The organism is Achromobacter sp. UBA4530, assembly GCF_002388205.1.
Taxonomy (GTDB): domain Bacteria; phylum Pseudomonadota; class Gammaproteobacteria; order Burkholderiales; family Burkholderiaceae_B; genus Achromobacter; species Achromobacter animicus.
This window is the reverse complement of sequence record NZ_DGMA01000029.1, coordinates 1-14,471: the sequence shown is the minus strand read 5'-3', so window position 1 is coordinate 14,471 and position 14,471 is coordinate 1. Positions and strand designations below refer to the sequence as shown.

Genomic DNA, 14,471 nt, shown 5'->3' with positions numbered 1-14,471 from the left:
GGCCCACTTCTTGGCCCACTTCCTGGCCGCTTATCGGCACAGTTATTGGCCCTTGATCCCCAGCTTCTTGATCAGGGGCTCCCAGCGCTTCAATTCGTCATCCATGTAGCCGCGGAATTGCGCGGGCGTATCGCCCACCGGATCCATGAACTGCGCCTGCAGCCGCTTGGCCACCTCGGGATCGTGAATCGCCTGGATCAGCGCGTCGGACAGCTTCTTCTGCACGTCGGCCGGCGTCTTGGACGACACCACAAAGCCGATCCACGCCGAGCCCTCGATCCCCTGCACACCCACTTCCGCCAGCGTCGGAATGTCGGGAAGCAGCGCGGACCGCTTGGACGACGTCACCGCCAGCGCCTTCAACCGGCCATCCTTCACCATCGGCATCACCGCAATGGGCGGCAGCGCGGCAAACTGGGTGTCGCCCGACAGCAGCGACGTCAGCGCCGCCGGCGAGGACGGGTAGGGCACGTGCGTGGCGCGCGCGCCGATCTGCTGCAGCAGCAGTTCGACCGCCAGATGCGACACCGTGCCCGCGCCCGGCGACGGGAAGTTGTACTTGTCCGGATTCTTTTTCAGCGCGTCCAGCAGCTGTCCAATGTTGCCGATGCCGGCCGAGGCCGGGACGACCAGCACGTTGGGCTGATGCACCGCCAGCGTCAGCGGCGCCAGGTCCGTGGCGGGCGCGTAGGGCAGCTTGTCGAACAACAGCGTGTTGTTCACCAGCGGGCCGGTGATCGACACGCCGAAGGTGTAGCCGTCCGGCTTGGCGTTGGCGATGGCGAACGTGCCGATGTTGCCGCTGGCGCCCGGCTTGTTTTCCACAACGATGGTCTGGCCGAGGATTGCGCCCGCCTTTTCGGTGACGATGCGGGCCACCTGGTCGGGGCTGGAGCCCGGGCCGAATGGCACGACCGCCTTGAGCGGCTGCGTCGGCCAGGCATCGGCGGCAGTTGCATTGGCGGCCAGCGGCGCCAGCACGGCAAGGCTTAGTGCCGCAATGCGTCGCGCCACTGCGCGGCCAGGCAGCAAGGTCGAAGCTTCAAGCATGCGCGTCTCCCACGTCCTTCATGGTGTCGAAGTAGGTCTGTTCATTGGCGATGAAGGCGGCGACCATCGCGCGATAGGTGGCGTCCACCACCTGCTCCAGGTTGGAGAAGCCCTGGTTGTGGCGCTGGGCGAGCGCCCGGGCCTTTTCAAATACCTGGGCTTGACGCGCGGGCGCGCTCACTTGAAAGGCGTCGCGTTTGAATCGCGCGGCGTCCTTCACGTACATCGCGCGTTCGGCGATCAGCCGCACGATTTCATCGTCCAGCCGGTCGATGTTGGCGCGCACGTCGGCCAGATTGGCGCACAGCGGGCGATAGGCCGGATCGGTGTACTCGCGCAGCGGCGCGCCGTGGGTGTCGGGTTCTTTGCTCACTGGGTGTAGTCCGGTTGCTGTGCAGGCGCGGCCTGCTGGAAGGCGGGTTGCGCATTGCAGTGTTCGACGATGCGCAGGATGCGCGGATAGGCGGACAGGTCGCAGCCCATGCGCTGCGCGTTGGCCACCTGCGGCACCAGGCAGCAGTCTGCCAGCGTGGGCGCGTCACCAAAGCAGTACGCGCCGTGCCCGTGACGCGCCAGCAGCGCTTCCACTGCCGTCAGGCCTTCGCGGATCCAGTGCTGATACCAGGCGTTCTTCTGTGCGTCCGTCGCGCCCAGCACCTCCTGCAGATAGCGAAGGATGCGCATGTTGTTGACGGGATGGATGTCGCACGAGATGGCGTGGGACAGCTCCAGCACGCGGGCGCGCGCCAGCGTGTCGGCCGGAATCAGCCGCGGCTCGGGGTGCGTGGCGTCCAGGTAGTCGATGATGGCGAGCGACTGCGCAAGCTGCACGTCGCCGTCGATCAGAAGCGGCACGCCGGCCGACGGATTGCGCGCCACGTACTCCGGCGCGCGCTGTTCCTGCTTGCGCAGGTTCACGGGCAGGTACTCGTAGGGCAGGCCCTTGAGCGCAAGCGCGATGCGCACGCGGTAGGAGGTCGAACTGTTGAAGAAGTTGTGCAGTTGCATGGATGGGCGTTTCGTGAGGACGGTTGGCCGTGGGCGGATCTTTCAGGGTCGTTCAGGGCAGAAACGTTGTTGCCGGAAGCATTTATTCGGCCGTGATGCCGGTGCGGGCGACGACGTCGTCCCAGCGCTTGGCGTCACGGGCGATGAGCGATCCAAAATCGGCAGGCGTTGACGTGGCCGGCACCATGCCCTGCGCATCGAATGCCGTGGCGGTCGCGGGCGTCTGCAAGATGGCGTTGATCGCCTGGTTCATGCGGTCGACGATGGCGGGCGGCGTGCCTTTGGGCGCCAGGACCCCATACCACATGTCCACGTCGGCCCCCTGCAGTCCGGCCTCCGTCAGCGTGGGCACGTCCGGCAGCTGCGGCAGGCGCTTCGGGCTGCCGGTGGCGATCACCTTGAGTTTGCCGCCCTTCACCTGCGGCAGCGCCACGTGAACGGGTAGGAACATGTAGTCGAGCCGTCCGCCGAGCATGTCGGTGACGGCGCCCGCCGTGCCCTTGTACGGCACGTGCAGCATGCTGGCGCCGGTGCGGTCCAGAAACAGCGCCATCGAAAGGTGATGGGGCGTGCCCACGCCGGGCGTGCCGTAGCTCAGTTTGCCCGGCGCGGCCTTGGCCGCCTGCACCACGTCGGCGACGGTGTTGGCGGAATTCGACGGATGCGTGACCAGCAGCAGCGAGCCCCACGAGGTCAGGCCGACCGGCGCAAAGTCCTGTTGCGGATCAAAGCGCAGCTTGCCCTTGTAGAGGCTGCTGTTCATGACGAACGTGTTGACCGTGACCAGGAATGTGTAGCCATCGGGGTTGGCGCGCGCGACCTTTTCGCTGCCGATATTGCCGCTGGCGCCGGCCAGGTTCTCGACGACGACGGGTTGCCCCAGCGTCTGCGGCAAGCTGGCCGCCAACTGGCGGGCAATCAGGTCGATGCCGGTGCCGGGTGTGAAGGGCACCACAAGCGTGATGGGGCGGTCGGGCCAGGCGGCGTGGCTCGCCGCGGCCGCAAGGGACAGCGCCGCGGCAGCCAGAACACGTAGCAACTTCAACATGGGTTGTCTCCTTGTTTGTCGCCGGTCATGCGCCGGCTTTGAAGGGCGGCGGGTCTTGGGACCCGCTCGCCGGGGCACTGAGGTCCGGCTACTGCTACACGTAAGGCGCGCGCTCCTTCAAGGCGACCGGGTCAAAGCCCGCCACCTCCTTGTAGCGACGCGATATCCCTTCCAATTCCTCGCGGCTGATGACGTCCTCGATCCGCGTATAAGGCTTGTCCGCCGAACGCACGTGGACTTCACGCAGGATCGCGTCCGGCGGGTTGCTGCGATTGGTCAGCACGACGCGCGTCGTGGCTTCGACTCGGGCGCGGTCGTACTGCTGCAAGGCATCGGGCGTCAGGCCTAGGCGCTTGAACTGGCCGGTCAGGTAGCGGGCGTCCACCACGGCCTGGCCCGCGCCGTTCGAGCCGCGCGGCACCATCGGGTGGGCCGCGTCGCCCAGCAACGTCATGCGGCCCTGCGTCCACGTGGGCAGCGGATCCTGGTCGACCATGGGGTACTCCAGAATCGAGTCTGCGTCCTGAATCAGCTTGGCCACGTCGAGCCAGTCGAAGTGCCAGTCGGCAAAGGCCGGAAAGAAGTCCTCGAGCCTGCCGCTGCGGTTCCAGTCGCGCACGGCAGGTTGGGGGGCTTCGATCTCGGCGACCCAGTTCACAAGCTGGTTGCCGTCCGCGTCAATGCTGTCGCGAATCGGGTAGATCACCATCTTGCCGGTGGACAGCCAGCCGGCGCGCACCATGCTCGCGCCCGACAGAAAGGGTTTGCAGCGCGTCGTGCCACGCCACATGTTCACGCCGGAGTAGCGCGGCGCGCCTTCCTGCGGGTAGAGCTGCTTGCGCAATACCGAGTGAATGCCGTCGCAGCCGACGGCAATGCGGCCGCGCACGAACGGCAGCGCATTGCCGTCGTTGTCTTGAAAGCTGGCCGTGACGCTGTCGGCGTCCTGCGTCACGCCCGTGCAGCGCGCGTTCACCACGACGCTGTCCTGGCCCAGACGGTCGCGCACGGCATCCAGCAACGTCATTTGCAGGTCGCCGCGGTGGATGGAGTACTGGGGCCAGTCGTAACCGGCGTCGGTGCCCGCCGGTTCGCCATAGATGAACTGGCCGTGCCGCGTGTAGAACACGGACTCACGCGTGCGCACGGCAATGGCGTCCAACGCGGGCAAAAGGCCCAATTCATCCAGTTCGCGGGTGGCGTGCGGCAGCAGATTGATGCCCACGCCCAACGGCTTGATCTCTCGCACGGCTTCGAAAACGCGGCAGGAAATGCCTGCCTGATGCAGGCTCAGCGCCAGCACCAGGCCGCCGACGCCCGCGCCGACGATGATGACATCGGTGTCGGTGCGCATCGTCACACCATCTGCACGCTGAGCGTGCCCAGGCCGTCCACGCCGCCGACCATCCGGTCGCCCGGCACCACGGGTCCCACGCCTTCGGGCGTGCCGGTGTAGATGAGGTCGCCGGCTTCAAGACGGAAGTACTTGGAGAGGTACGCGATGGTTTCGGCAATGGACCAGATCAGCTTGCCGATGTCGCTGCGCTGCTTGTCCGCGCCATTGACCTGCAGCCAGATGCCAGCCTTCTCGATGTCCTTGACCGATTGCGCGGGATGCAGCGGGCCGATGGGCGCGCTCTGGTCAAAGGCCTTGCCCAGTTCCCACGGGCGGCCGGCCTCGCGCATTTTCATCTGCAGGTCGCGGCGCGTCATGTCCAGGCCGACGGCGTAGGCATACACGTGCTGCAGGGCCTCATCGACGGAAATGTTGGCGCCGCCCTTGCCGATAGCCGCGACGAGTTCGATCTCGTAATGCAGATTGGCCGTTTCCGGCGGGTAGGGCAGTGAAAGCGTGCTGCCTTCGGCAACGGGCACAACGGCGTCGGCGGGCTTGCAGAAGAAGAACGGCGGTTCGCGGTCGGGGTCAAAGCCCATTTCGCGCGCATGGGCGGCGTAGTTGCGGCCAACGCAATAAACGCGGCGTACAGGAAAGCTGTCCTGGCTGCCGGCGATGGGCACGGCGACGGGGGAGGCGGGGGCAAACACAAACGACATGGAGCATCCTTTGAAGACGGGATGGAGAGTCAGGCGCGCGAGGTAGGCGATCGGCACGCGCCGGTCAGGCGACGCGTTCTTCGCGCCACAGGCCCAGCGCGTCCTGCACCGGGCGGTCGGAATAGCTGAAGAGCGTGGCGTCTTCCAGCGCGGCAAGCTGCACAGGCATCCAGGACGGCGCGACGAAGACATCGCGCGGTCCGAAATGGAATTCCTGGTCGCCGATGCGCGCGGTGCCGCGACCCTCGACAACGCTGTAGACGGTTGAGTCGGTCGTGCGCGTGGTCTTGCCCTGAAAGCCCGCGGGCAGGAACTGCATGAACGTGGCCATCGTGGGCATGGGGTAGCCACCCGTGGCGGGATTCAGGTAGCGCAGCTTGACGCCGTCCCACGGGTCGAGTTCACCGTGCCGGTAGAGTGCATCCAGCGCTTCGCGGCTGCGTTCATAGGGGTAGTTGAAGATGGGTGAGGTGCCGCTCGAAACCTGGTGACGTACGGGCGCCATGTTGTGGCCAAAGCGGGCCATGCTGTCGCCTTCGGGGCGCGTGACGGGCTGGGTGGCGGACGGGTAGTTCTCTGCAAAGCCCGCATCCAGAAAGCGCAGCAGCGGAATGTCCAGGCCATCCAGCCAGACCACGGGCTCGCCGCCTTCGACGGTTTCCGCATTGCCGTGGTCATGCCAGGTCCACGATGGCGTGATGATGAAGTCGCCCGGGTGCATGGTGGTGCGTTCGCCGTTGACGGCAGTGTAGGCGCCGCGCCCTTCCACGATGAAGCGCAGGGCCGATTGCGTGTGACGGTGGCTTGGCGCGATCTCACCCGGCAGGATCAGTTGCAGTCCTGCGTACAGGCTTTGCGTGATGCTGGCCTGGCCCGGCAGACCCGGGTTTTCCAGAATCAACACCCGGCGCACGGCTTCTTCTGCCGTGATCAGCGATCCGGACGCCATGACGTCGTCGCGTACATCGTCATATTTCCACAGCGCTGGCACGCAGCGCGGCGCGGGCTGGCGGGGCACCAGGTTGTGCAGCGACTCCCACAGGGGCGCCATGTGTTTCTTGGCGATGCGCGCGTAGTAAAGGGCGCGGTCCGAGGCAGCGCTGTCCGCGCCGGTGGAATGACCGTCGTGCATGGTTGTCTCCTGTATGTCCGGCTATTGCCGGCTTCTACGGGCGGCCGCCGCGTGGGTTCGCAGCTGGTCCTGATATGGAGACGATTATGCGAGCAGGAGCTATGCAGTTTGAAATGAAATTATCTTATTATCCATACCAATAACCATATACATACGAGACAAACCTCCCACCAAGAGGGCCTGCATGGACTGGACCCACCGCCTGCGGCTGCGCAATCTGAAGATGCTGCTCAGCCTGGCCCAGACCCGCAACATCAGCCACTCGGCCGCCATGCTCAATACGACGCAGCCGGGTCTATCGAAGTGGCTGAAGGATCTGGAAGACGACATCGGACTGCCGCTCTTCGAGCGCCACGCGCGCGGCCTGCGCCCCACGCCGCATGGCGACGTGCTGATCGCGCATGCGCAGCGTGTGGAGTCGCAACTGGATCGCGCCAGCGCGGACATGGCGGCGCTGCGCGAGGGCGGCGGTGGACGCGTCGTGATCGGCGCATCGGGCGCGTCCGCGTCCGACACGGTGCCGCTGGCCGTGATGAAGCTGCTCGAGCGCATGCCGCAGGCGCGCGTCAAGCTGGTGGAGGGCACGACGGATCGCCTGCTGGCGCAACTGGCGCAAGGGGATCTGGATATCGTCGTGGGGCGCTCGGCGCCCGAGCATCACGATCCGGCGATCCGCTTCGAGGCGCTTTATCTGGAGCCCATCCACCTCGTGGCGCGGCCCCGCCATCCGCTGTTCGCGGTGGAGCAGCCAAGCTGGCAGGATCTGCTGTCCTATCGCTGGATTCTGTGGCCCAAGGGCACGCCCATCCGCAACGCAGTAGACGCCGCGCTCGCCGCAGCAGGCCAGGCGCCGCCGCCGGACCATATCGAGTCGAACTCGGTGACGGTCAACCTGACCCTCATCAACAACAGCGACATGATCGGCGTCGCCTCGCACCGTGCCGCGCTGCGGTTTTCGCAGATGCGGGCGATGCGCATCATCCCTGTACGGCTGTCGGGATTCGGCTCGGTGGCGATGTATTGGCGCGAGGATGCGTTCCGGCCGGTCGCCGTTGAAGAGGCCATGGCGGCGCTGAGAAATACGGTCGCCGAGCACGCGCCAGGAGTGACCCGGCTATGACTCCCGCGCCCGCCTCCGGCCTGAATGCCCTGATCGAACAGTGCCAGCGGCTGGAAGCGGCGCTGAACGCGGGCAAGGACCCGGGGACGGCGGCGTCGATGCATCGCTTCGTCGCGGAAATGGAAGCGGAAGAGGGCCGCGCGCCGCCAGGAACGTGGTCGCCGCTGGTGCTGTCCGTGCTGGTGATGGCGGGCGGACTGGGCGTCGGGATTGAACTGTTGAGTCTGCTGCTGCGGTTCGTGGGACCGGCAATGGCAGCGTTCGCGCTGGTGGCGGTGTGCGCGGGAACCGCGCTCGCGCTAGCGATCGGGATGGTGCTGATGATGGCGGGACGGGTGCAGGGCGTGGTGCTGTTGAAGCGGGTCTGTATCGGGTTGATTGTGGTGGGTAGCTTCGGCGGGATCGCCTGGACGCAGGGCGACGTCAGGGCCGTCGGGCCGGTGGTTGCGGTGCTTGGCGGATTGGGCGCCTGGCTGGTGATGAACTCTTCGGGGTTTTATGTGTTTGTGGGCTATCGGGTGGCGCTGCGGTGTTTGGCGCGGCGGGTATAGCGATTACGAGCCATCTGTGTTGTCGCTTGAAGGGCGCCGCGCAATGCGCGGCATCTCCTAGCGCCCAAGCGCTTCCGGCGGTGGTGGCGCACCGCGGACGTTGAAGACGCGGCACACCGCGTACCAGCACAGCGCGGAGAACATGTTGTAGGGAAAGAGCACGAACCACAAGGGCAGCAGCCAGGTTTTCTTGCCTTGCAGCTCGCCCGGTTCGCCTGTGCGCCAAGGCGCGTAGTGGCGCCAGGCTTCGGCTGGGGTCATGCAGATACGGTGGAGCGGGGCGTACCACCAGTTGGGCTCTCCCGGCGCGGGCAACCTCTCTGGGCCTTCTTCCATGAACTGCCGGATGTATTCCCATACCTGCGCGACGTATCTGGGGTCAGGATCGCCGCTGATATTACTGTCGACCCATAGGACGATGCGGTCTTTTTCTTGATCGGCGGCAGGTCTCGGACCGAACGCGAGAGCGTAGCTTGTACTGAACGAGCGGCCGCCAAACTCTGTGCGTGCAAAAACACCGCCCTGCGTCTGCGCCCAATCAAACTCAATCAGCGTCTTGTTGCGTCGATAGTAGACCTTTTTCAACCTTCTATTGAAGTAGAAGTTCGACAAGCGCTTGATGCAGAAAATTCGATATCCGGAGAGAAGGAGCGAAAGAAGAATGAAGCCAAGGGTGCAGGCGACTAAAGTCCAAAAGAAAACGCCGTAGCTAGTTTGTTCTATCAACATCCAACCCAGATAGCCGACCATCAACAGGTTCATTGATGTGTACAGCTTTCCGGAAAATACTGAATCGACGACCCAGGGATTTCTCAATGACAACACTTCGTCGGTGACATTGAAAACCTGATCGTGAACAGCTGGCGCAATGCCTGTCGCCGCTTCTGGAGAAAACTGCCAACTTACATTCATGACTAGCGCTTCAGAAAAAATTGAGCAGAGGCCACGGCACTTTCGTCGAGTCCGTGGTTTGGAACAAACTTGACCTCTAAGGCTAGGCCGGAGTGCCCCACTATCTCTTTGACTAGGTTTATGACCAGCCCTCCGGGAACTTGATAAATCCTTGTTGTGGTCGCGCCAGGAACAACTTGTTTTGGGGGCCCTGGGATGCTCAATTCGTACGACCAGTCGCTTTGTCCCATGACATATTCCCGCAGGAAAACCGTGAATTCGGCGACGCCAGAAGCCGGTAAGCCTTTCGCGGGTAAAGCCCCCCACCAAGAGGTATTGTCCTGCCAGCGACTGTCGGCGCCCGGGATGCCTAGCGTTTGAGCTTGCTGCTTGTCCAACAATGCTGGCGCGAAATAGGTGGCGTACCAAGCCTTAATTTCTGCTTCCACGTCGGAATGTTGCGGTAGTTTGTTATCCTTGTTCAGTATGATGTCATCGCGAAATTCGCCGTCATTTTCGAGGGTTCCGAATACGCTGCGAGCGGCCCACAATTCGATGGGTTCGTGCTTGCGTTCTCTGGCTGCCGCGTGAAACGCGACGCCGCCGGCGACAACTACTGCTCCAAGTAAAGCCACAGCTGCGGCTGCAAGGCCTGCGAATGGAAATACCATCGTCGGCGCCGCAATGGCGAGAGAGCCTTCCAACAGCGCCACGCTACCCAGGAGAACCATGAATCCTCCGGCAACTGTGTAGCCCGCGGCGGTCTCATCTCCGCTTTGTGCTTGTCGGCCAGCTTTCGCGATATCGGAAGCGAAGCTCGTCAAAATCGCTGGATAGCCCACCCACCGGCTAAACAAGTTGCTTCCAATTACTCGTACAAAACCATTGCCAAATGCCATCCCCGGCCCCGCTGTGCTGACGCGAAGCATGATGACTTTATGAGCGGCCCGCGCGCTAACCAGCACCGCCGCAGCGGCGCCCGCCGCGCCAAAAATCGCGGAAGCGAAACCAGTCACATACTCGAAGGACGGGTCGCTCAGCATGTTGTCATAGGCGGACTTCAGGTTCACGATGTTGAACCAGAGCATGCCCACGTTCAAAGCTCCCCCGCCGGTGGTGGTGAGCAGCGATGCCAATTTCGGTTTCACTCGTTGGGTCAACGTCTCCTCAATGTTCACCGTGCGGCTGCCGTGGACGCGAACCTTCTTTATCTCTTCGACCTTCGCCATGCCAGATTCGATGAGCTTGTCGACTTCTCCGCTGAAGGCATCCGCGCGTACCACCTCGTCGGTGATGCGGTAGCGAGCGCCAATCAAGCCCATGGCCTTGCTTGCATTCGCCTCCTCAGCGGCAGCAAATACTTGCTGCCGCAGGGTGCGGCTGGCATCCCAGCGGGTTTTTCCGCGCATGCGTTTGAGCACTACGATGGTCACCGTTTGTGCTGTCAGGTCGGTGACGCCAGCCGTGGCGGGAAAGCGTCCCGCCAGATCCTCCATGATGTAATCCGCGGCGCCCAGCAAGGACCCGACCGCATCGGCTTTCTCCTTGAAGGGGTTGAATGGCGCCAACGCGGTGTAGATCGGGCTGTCATCCTTGTCGATCCACGCATTCAACCGCATGAAACGAGGGTCGTCGTCCTCGGTGCCGGGCAACGACTGGCTCATGGGATGTATCAGCATGGACAGGGACACTTCCAGCCCTATCGCTGATATTCGGTTGTTGCGATCGTAAGCGGTCAGGGGCGCCGCCAGGCTGTTCGGATCGTCCTCATGCGCGGCTTCGGCAGTGGCAAGCCAATGATCGTGATCTTCGCTGGCCTTGGCCACGATGGCGTGGAGATGTCCCAGTCGGCGTTCCACCTCGTCGCGCTCGGCCAGGAACCGCTGGTACATGGCCTTGTCGAGACGCTTTCCTAAACGACCTCCTGCGGGTGAAACGTGCTCGTTCGTAAGCACCTCGAAGACCATCTCGGAAGGAGTGAGGCGCCGATGGTGGCCGACCTGCTTTTGCTGGTACTCATAGCGCGACTTGGCCAATTTCTCTGGCGCATGCTTGTCGCCCGGGTACATGTTGCGCAAGGTCTTTTCTAGTAGCAACGCAACCAAATTTCGGTGATGGTAGCTCTGGCTCTTGGCGCTCAAGATTTCCACGTCCCGGCTGAATGCCTCTGGAAACCCCCTCGCGTCGTACTCCGCATTGTCTGTGCTGGTGGCCGGATGGATATGTTCGGCGGGCATCAGGTCGCGTGTCTGATGCTGATACGCGGCGACGGACAGGCTGAGGTCCTGGCATAGCCCTTCTGCGTCATTGAGCACCACGACCGTGGGCACTCGCGGTTGCGTAAACGGATAGTGATGTCGTTGTGCCAGAAACGTGCCAATGGGCAGATCATCCTTGCTGGCATGGCTGCTCCATTCGAGCGGCAAACGCTCCTGGCGAGGTTTGAAGTCCTCGACCCACTGGGTCAACGCATCCGCCGGCAGCACGTGTGGCTGGCCGGAAGGCGATTTTTCGCCCGAGGTCAGTTCGGCCATGTCCAGCGGACGCATATGAAGCCGCCGCACCGCGGGATCTGCAGAAATCCTGGCCGTCATGTCATTGGTCCAGAGGTGCGGGCTATAGCCTATCCACACTTCCGCGGCAGTCGTGGGGCAGGTGTCTGCCCACACCCACCCCATGCGGGCGCCCGCCTTGTACTTATCCTTCCTGTCGTAGTTCTCCAGTCCGGTGTAGGTCAGTTCCTGATAATGACCTTCACCGTCGTACTCGTGGATGACGAGCTTTTCGCCCTTGGCCCCTTTCATGAAGACATAGACATATCCCGGGCGAATGGCGCGCAAGGTATACGACGACAATTGCAGGTGCGGGAAGGCGGCTTCCAGCTTGAAGCCGGACGCGGCATACCGGTACGGGGAGGCGCCGTCCGCGTTCGGGACAATCGCATATCGGACGGGAAGGATCGGAATGCGTGCGCTGCACGCCGGTGCTGAAATGGCGCCGCCGACAGTCGTCTTAGCCACGGGGGGCTCCCCGTGCGCGTACCAGCGATTCCAACTGACGCAGGCGCGCCTGAGGAGACTCAGTCAAGTCGTTGAGAATGCCGCGCGCCTCATCGCTCTGAAGCAGCCACGGATCATGGGCGAGCAAGCTGATGTATTGGGTCGCGACAGCTTCATCGTGAAAGTTCAGACGGTCGCCCAGTTGAAGCAGCTGCTCGACCCAGCGGCGAATCTCTTCGAGGCTGCGGCCGCTGTGATCGGGAATCGAATGCACTTCGTAGACGCGACTTTGCACGAAGTGTTCCCGGGTGTTGGCGTCAAAGCGGGCGATCTCGTGAGGGCGTAGCGTCAGTGGCACCGTCTTGCCGACAACATATCCAGAGGCGTCCCGGTCAAGGCGGCGCCAGTCGTAAGCGGGGCCCCAAGTGGCGCGCCAAAGCAAAGTGCTGATCGGTCCGAGCCACGCAGCGCGATGGTCATCGTCCAACGCTTCGAGCCAGGCGGCCAGGTGATGCGGTTGGACGTCGAGGGTGGCCTCGCCCTCACAGTACAGGTCTAGTTGCACCAACCCGCTAAGGTGTGCGGACATATCGCTGATATCGGCTGCCGAACCGATGAACATCGCGCCGCCAGCGGGCGCCCAGTGCGTAAATGCATGTTGCATCAGCGAAGGTTGGTTCGTTGCGTCAACCAGCAGCGGGCCTCGGTCATATTGTTCATCTAGTGGCGTACCTTGCCAGACCCAGGCATGCCAGGGCAGGGGATCGAACTCCTTGACCAAGTCCAATACGCCCGGCGCATACGCAGGGCGATATTCGCCCTCTTGCGGAACAGGCCGGTAGGCCCAGTTTTGCAGCGGCACCGTCATCAGCAGCAGATAACGAAATGGCGCGCGAGGAAGCGTTTCCTCTGTGATGTCCTTGCCCAGTGACGTGATCCAGGGCGGAGCTTTGGGAAGCGTCATCGCGCAAGCCCTCCCAGGCAGCGGCAGTCGGATAAGGGGCATGTACCGTCGGGGCGGCGCCCGCATAGGCGATCGATGGGCTTTCCCGCCACAGGCCTACCCTGGATCGAAAACGGGTTACCACTGCCACCCCCCTTCTGGCTCATCGGCCCCTTGATCACGATGGCGATCCCGTCAAGCGTGATTCCCGATCCATCGATCCGTATCGTTCCCCCTGGCCCTTTCAACGTCAGGCTCTCCGCCGCCTGCACCTCGTAAGCCGTCGTGCGCTGCCGGATCGCCTGCCCGGCCTGCAGTTCCGAATGCCCTTCGACGGTGAGTTCCTGATGCCCGCCAATACTCACCCAATGATTCGCCGCGGTCTTGTCGCGGCGGTTATTGCCCACTACCTCGGTACGGTCCTTGGTGGTGTAGATCGTGTGATTGCGCCCCACGGTCAAAAAGTCATCCCGCCCGATGTCGTGCCGCCGGTCCTGGCCGATGTTGACCTGCTCGTCGTTGCCCACCGTCTCCTTGCGGTCGTGGCCGATGGTGATGGTTTCATCGTTCTCGACCTGCTCGCTGCGGTCGTGCCCCACAAACGTCGACTCGTCGTTGTTGACGTGGATGTTCTGATCTTTTTGCGCGTGGACGTAGATTTCTTCCTGGTCCTTCTCATCCTCAAAACGCAGTTCGTTGTATCCCTCGCCTTTGTGGGTCTTGCTCTTGATCGTCATCCTGGTCTTGTGGCGCGGCAGTTCGTAGGGCGGCAATTGCAGGCGGTTGTAGACGCGGCCGGTGATCACGGGCTGGTCGGGGTCGCCGTCGAAGTATGAGACGATGACTTCCTGACCGATGCGCGGGATGGCCATGTGGCCCCAGGTGGCGCCGGCGATGTTCTGCGAGACGCGAATCCAGCAGGAGCTGTATTCGTCCTCCGTGCCTAGCCGGTCCCAGGGGAACTGGACCTTCACCCGGCCGTATTCGTCGGTATAGATCTCTTCATTGGGCGGGCCGACCACCACAGCGTTCTGCGGACCGTCGATACGCGGCCTGGGTAGCGGTTCCGCGCGCCATTCGGCGTCGTCCGGGACCAGCTCCGCCTCGTAGCTGTAGTGCGTTCCCAGCTGGGCCTGTGCGCTTTCCTCGGCCTGACTTGTGTGCTGGATGCCACGGTGGACGATGCGCACCGGGCGCCAGCCGCGGTTCAGATCTTCGCGCGGATGACCGGTCAGGCTAAATGAAATGCCCGGCTGGAGCCGCGGGTCATCGCCTTCAACGAAAGCGACGCGCGAATCGCGGCGATGGCCGCGCAGGCGGTTCTCGGCGAAAGGTCTTCCGGCTTCGTCGAACTTTGCGCGGGCCGGGTAGTCATAGCGTTCGTAGCGGCGGCCCTGATGGTCCAGATCTCGTCCGTCGCGGCTGTGCTGGTGGGTGTAGCGCGGATGGTGAAAGGTGTAGTCGCGCTGGGTCTGGCGCGCGGTGCGCACGTTCTCGGTGTAGGAGAATCGCCGCAGCCCTGGCTGCGGCTGGTCGCCGCCGGGTGTGGGGTTGTACTGCACCGGCTCGTCGCCGACGCGGCCGTGAATGAACAGGCGGTCGCTGTGGATAAGTTGATGGCCTTCGGCACCATGACGGAAGGAATAGAAAAATCCTTCCTCGCGCATGATGCGT

The 14,471-nt window shown here is 63.4% G+C and carries 13 protein-coding genes; 2 read left to right on the top strand and 11 right to left on the bottom strand.

Annotation, left to right across the window (positions count from 1 at the left end):
• Positions 1-42: 42 nt before the first annotated feature.
• The 7 genes from B2W22_RS20695 to gtdA all read right to left on the bottom strand — a co-directional run bounded on the left by B2W22_RS20695 (position 43) and on the right by gtdA (position 6,293).
• On the bottom strand, positions 43-1,050 hold the full coding sequence (locus tag B2W22_RS20695) for a Bug family tripartite tricarboxylate transporter substrate binding protein (RefSeq protein WP_175122220.1): 1,008 nt from the start codon (positions 1,048-1,050) through the stop codon (positions 43-45).
• Positions 1,043-1,423, bottom strand: coding sequence for a chorismate mutase (locus B2W22_RS20690; RefSeq protein WP_175122221.1), 381 nt, complete (start codon positions 1,421-1,423; stop codon positions 1,043-1,045). Before B2W22_RS20690 ends, B2W22_RS20695 begins: the two co-directional genes overlap by 8 nt.
• On the bottom strand, positions 1,420-2,058 hold the full coding sequence (gene maiA / locus B2W22_RS20685) for a maleylacetoacetate isomerase (protein ID WP_286939397.1): 639 nt from the start codon (positions 2,056-2,058) through the stop codon (positions 1,420-1,422). Before maiA ends, B2W22_RS20690 begins: the two co-directional genes overlap by 4 nt.
• Before the next feature lie 82 nt (positions 2,059-2,140).
• A complete protein-coding gene (locus tag B2W22_RS20680; RefSeq protein ID WP_175139574.1) occupies positions 2,141-3,106 on the bottom strand; it encodes a tripartite tricarboxylate transporter substrate binding protein in 966 nt (321 codons plus the stop codon).
• A gap of 94 nt (positions 3,107-3,200) precedes the next feature.
• Positions 3,201-4,460, bottom strand: coding sequence for a flavin-dependent oxidoreductase (locus B2W22_RS20675; protein WP_286939429.1), 1,260 nt, complete (start codon positions 4,458-4,460; stop codon positions 3,201-3,203).
• A 2-nt stretch (positions 4,461-4,462) separates the two neighbouring features.
• Complete coding sequence (locus B2W22_RS20670) at positions 4,463-5,161, bottom strand: fumarylacetoacetate hydrolase family protein (protein ID WP_286939395.1); 699 nt, start codon at positions 5,159-5,161, stop codon at positions 4,463-4,465.
• Positions 5,162-5,225: 64 nt separating this feature from the next.
• Positions 5,226-6,293 carry a gentisate 1,2-dioxygenase gene (gtdA, locus tag B2W22_RS20665; RefSeq protein WP_175122225.1) on the bottom strand — a complete coding sequence of 356 codons (1,068 nt, stop codon included), beginning with the start codon at positions 6,291-6,293 and terminating at the stop codon, positions 5,226-5,228.
• 184 nt (positions 6,294-6,477) lie between these two features.
• Between gtdA and B2W22_RS20660 the strand changes: the two genes are divergently transcribed.
• On the top strand, positions 6,478-7,413 hold the full coding sequence (locus tag B2W22_RS20660) for a LysR family transcriptional regulator (protein WP_105240897.1): 936 nt from the start codon (positions 6,478-6,480) through the stop codon (positions 7,411-7,413).
• Positions 7,410-7,964 (top strand): hypothetical protein, encoded by a 555-nt coding sequence (locus B2W22_RS20655; protein WP_175122226.1) that lies wholly within the window; start codon positions 7,410-7,412, stop codon positions 7,962-7,964. Before B2W22_RS20660 ends, B2W22_RS20655 begins: the two co-directional genes overlap by 4 nt.
• 57 nt (positions 7,965-8,021) lie before the next feature.
• Here the strand turns inward: B2W22_RS20655 and B2W22_RS20650 are convergent, their stop codons facing one another.
• The 4 genes from B2W22_RS20650 to B2W22_RS20635 all read right to left on the bottom strand — a co-directional run.
• Positions 8,022-8,876, bottom strand: coding sequence for a DUF6708 domain-containing protein (locus tag B2W22_RS20650; protein ID WP_286939394.1), 855 nt, complete (start codon positions 8,874-8,876; stop codon positions 8,022-8,024).
• A 2-nt stretch (positions 8,877-8,878) separates the two neighbouring features.
• The gene (locus tag B2W22_RS20645; RefSeq protein WP_286939392.1) at positions 8,879-11,875 is read right to left on the bottom strand and encodes a T6SS effector BTH_I2691 family protein; all 2,997 of its coding nucleotides are present in this window, start codon (positions 11,873-11,875) and stop codon (positions 8,879-8,881) included.
• On the bottom strand, positions 11,868-12,818 hold the full coding sequence (locus B2W22_RS20640) for a DUF4123 domain-containing protein (protein ID WP_286939391.1): 951 nt from the start codon (positions 12,816-12,818) through the stop codon (positions 11,868-11,870). Before B2W22_RS20640 ends, B2W22_RS20645 begins: the two co-directional genes overlap by 8 nt.
• On the bottom strand, positions 12,815-14,471 hold a 1,657-nt coding region (locus tag B2W22_RS20635; RefSeq protein ID WP_286939390.1), incomplete at its 5' end, for a type VI secretion system Vgr family protein. The genes B2W22_RS20640 and B2W22_RS20635, both read right to left, overlap by 4 nt.

Excerpts from the sequence above, each read along its gene's own strand:
- B2W22_RS20695 (WP_175122220.1), bottom strand. The coding sequence starts at position 1,050 with ATGCTTGAAGCTTCGACCTTGCTGCCTGGCCGCGCAGTGGCGCGACGC.
- maiA (WP_286939397.1), bottom strand. The coding sequence starts at position 2,058 with ATGCAACTGCACAACTTCTTCAACAGTTCGACCTCCTACCGCGTGCGC.
- B2W22_RS20680 (WP_175139574.1), bottom strand. The coding sequence starts at position 3,106 with ATGTTGAAGTTGCTACGTGTTCTGGCTGCCGCGGCGCTGTCCCTTGCG.
- B2W22_RS20675 (WP_286939429.1), bottom strand. The coding sequence starts at position 4,460 with ATGCGCACCGACACCGATGTCATCATCGTCGGCGCGGGCGTCGGCGGC.
- B2W22_RS20670 (WP_286939395.1), bottom strand. The coding sequence starts at position 5,161 with ATGTCGTTTGTGTTTGCCCCCGCCTCCCCCGTCGCCGTGCCCATCGCC.
- gtdA (WP_175122225.1), bottom strand. The coding sequence starts at position 6,293 with ATGCACGACGGTCATTCCACCGGCGCGGACAGCGCTGCCTCGGACCGC.
- B2W22_RS20660 (WP_105240897.1), top strand. The coding sequence starts at position 6,478 with ATGGACTGGACCCACCGCCTGCGGCTGCGCAATCTGAAGATGCTGCTC.
- B2W22_RS20655 (WP_175122226.1), top strand. The coding sequence starts at position 7,410 with ATGACTCCCGCGCCCGCCTCCGGCCTGAATGCCCTGATCGAACAGTGC.
- B2W22_RS20650 (WP_286939394.1), bottom strand. The coding sequence starts at position 8,876 with ATGAATGTAAGTTGGCAGTTTTCTCCAGAAGCGGCGACAGGCATTGCG.
- B2W22_RS20640 (WP_286939391.1), bottom strand. The coding sequence starts at position 12,818 with ATGACGCTTCCCAAAGCTCCGCCCTGGATCACGTCACTGGGCAAGGAC.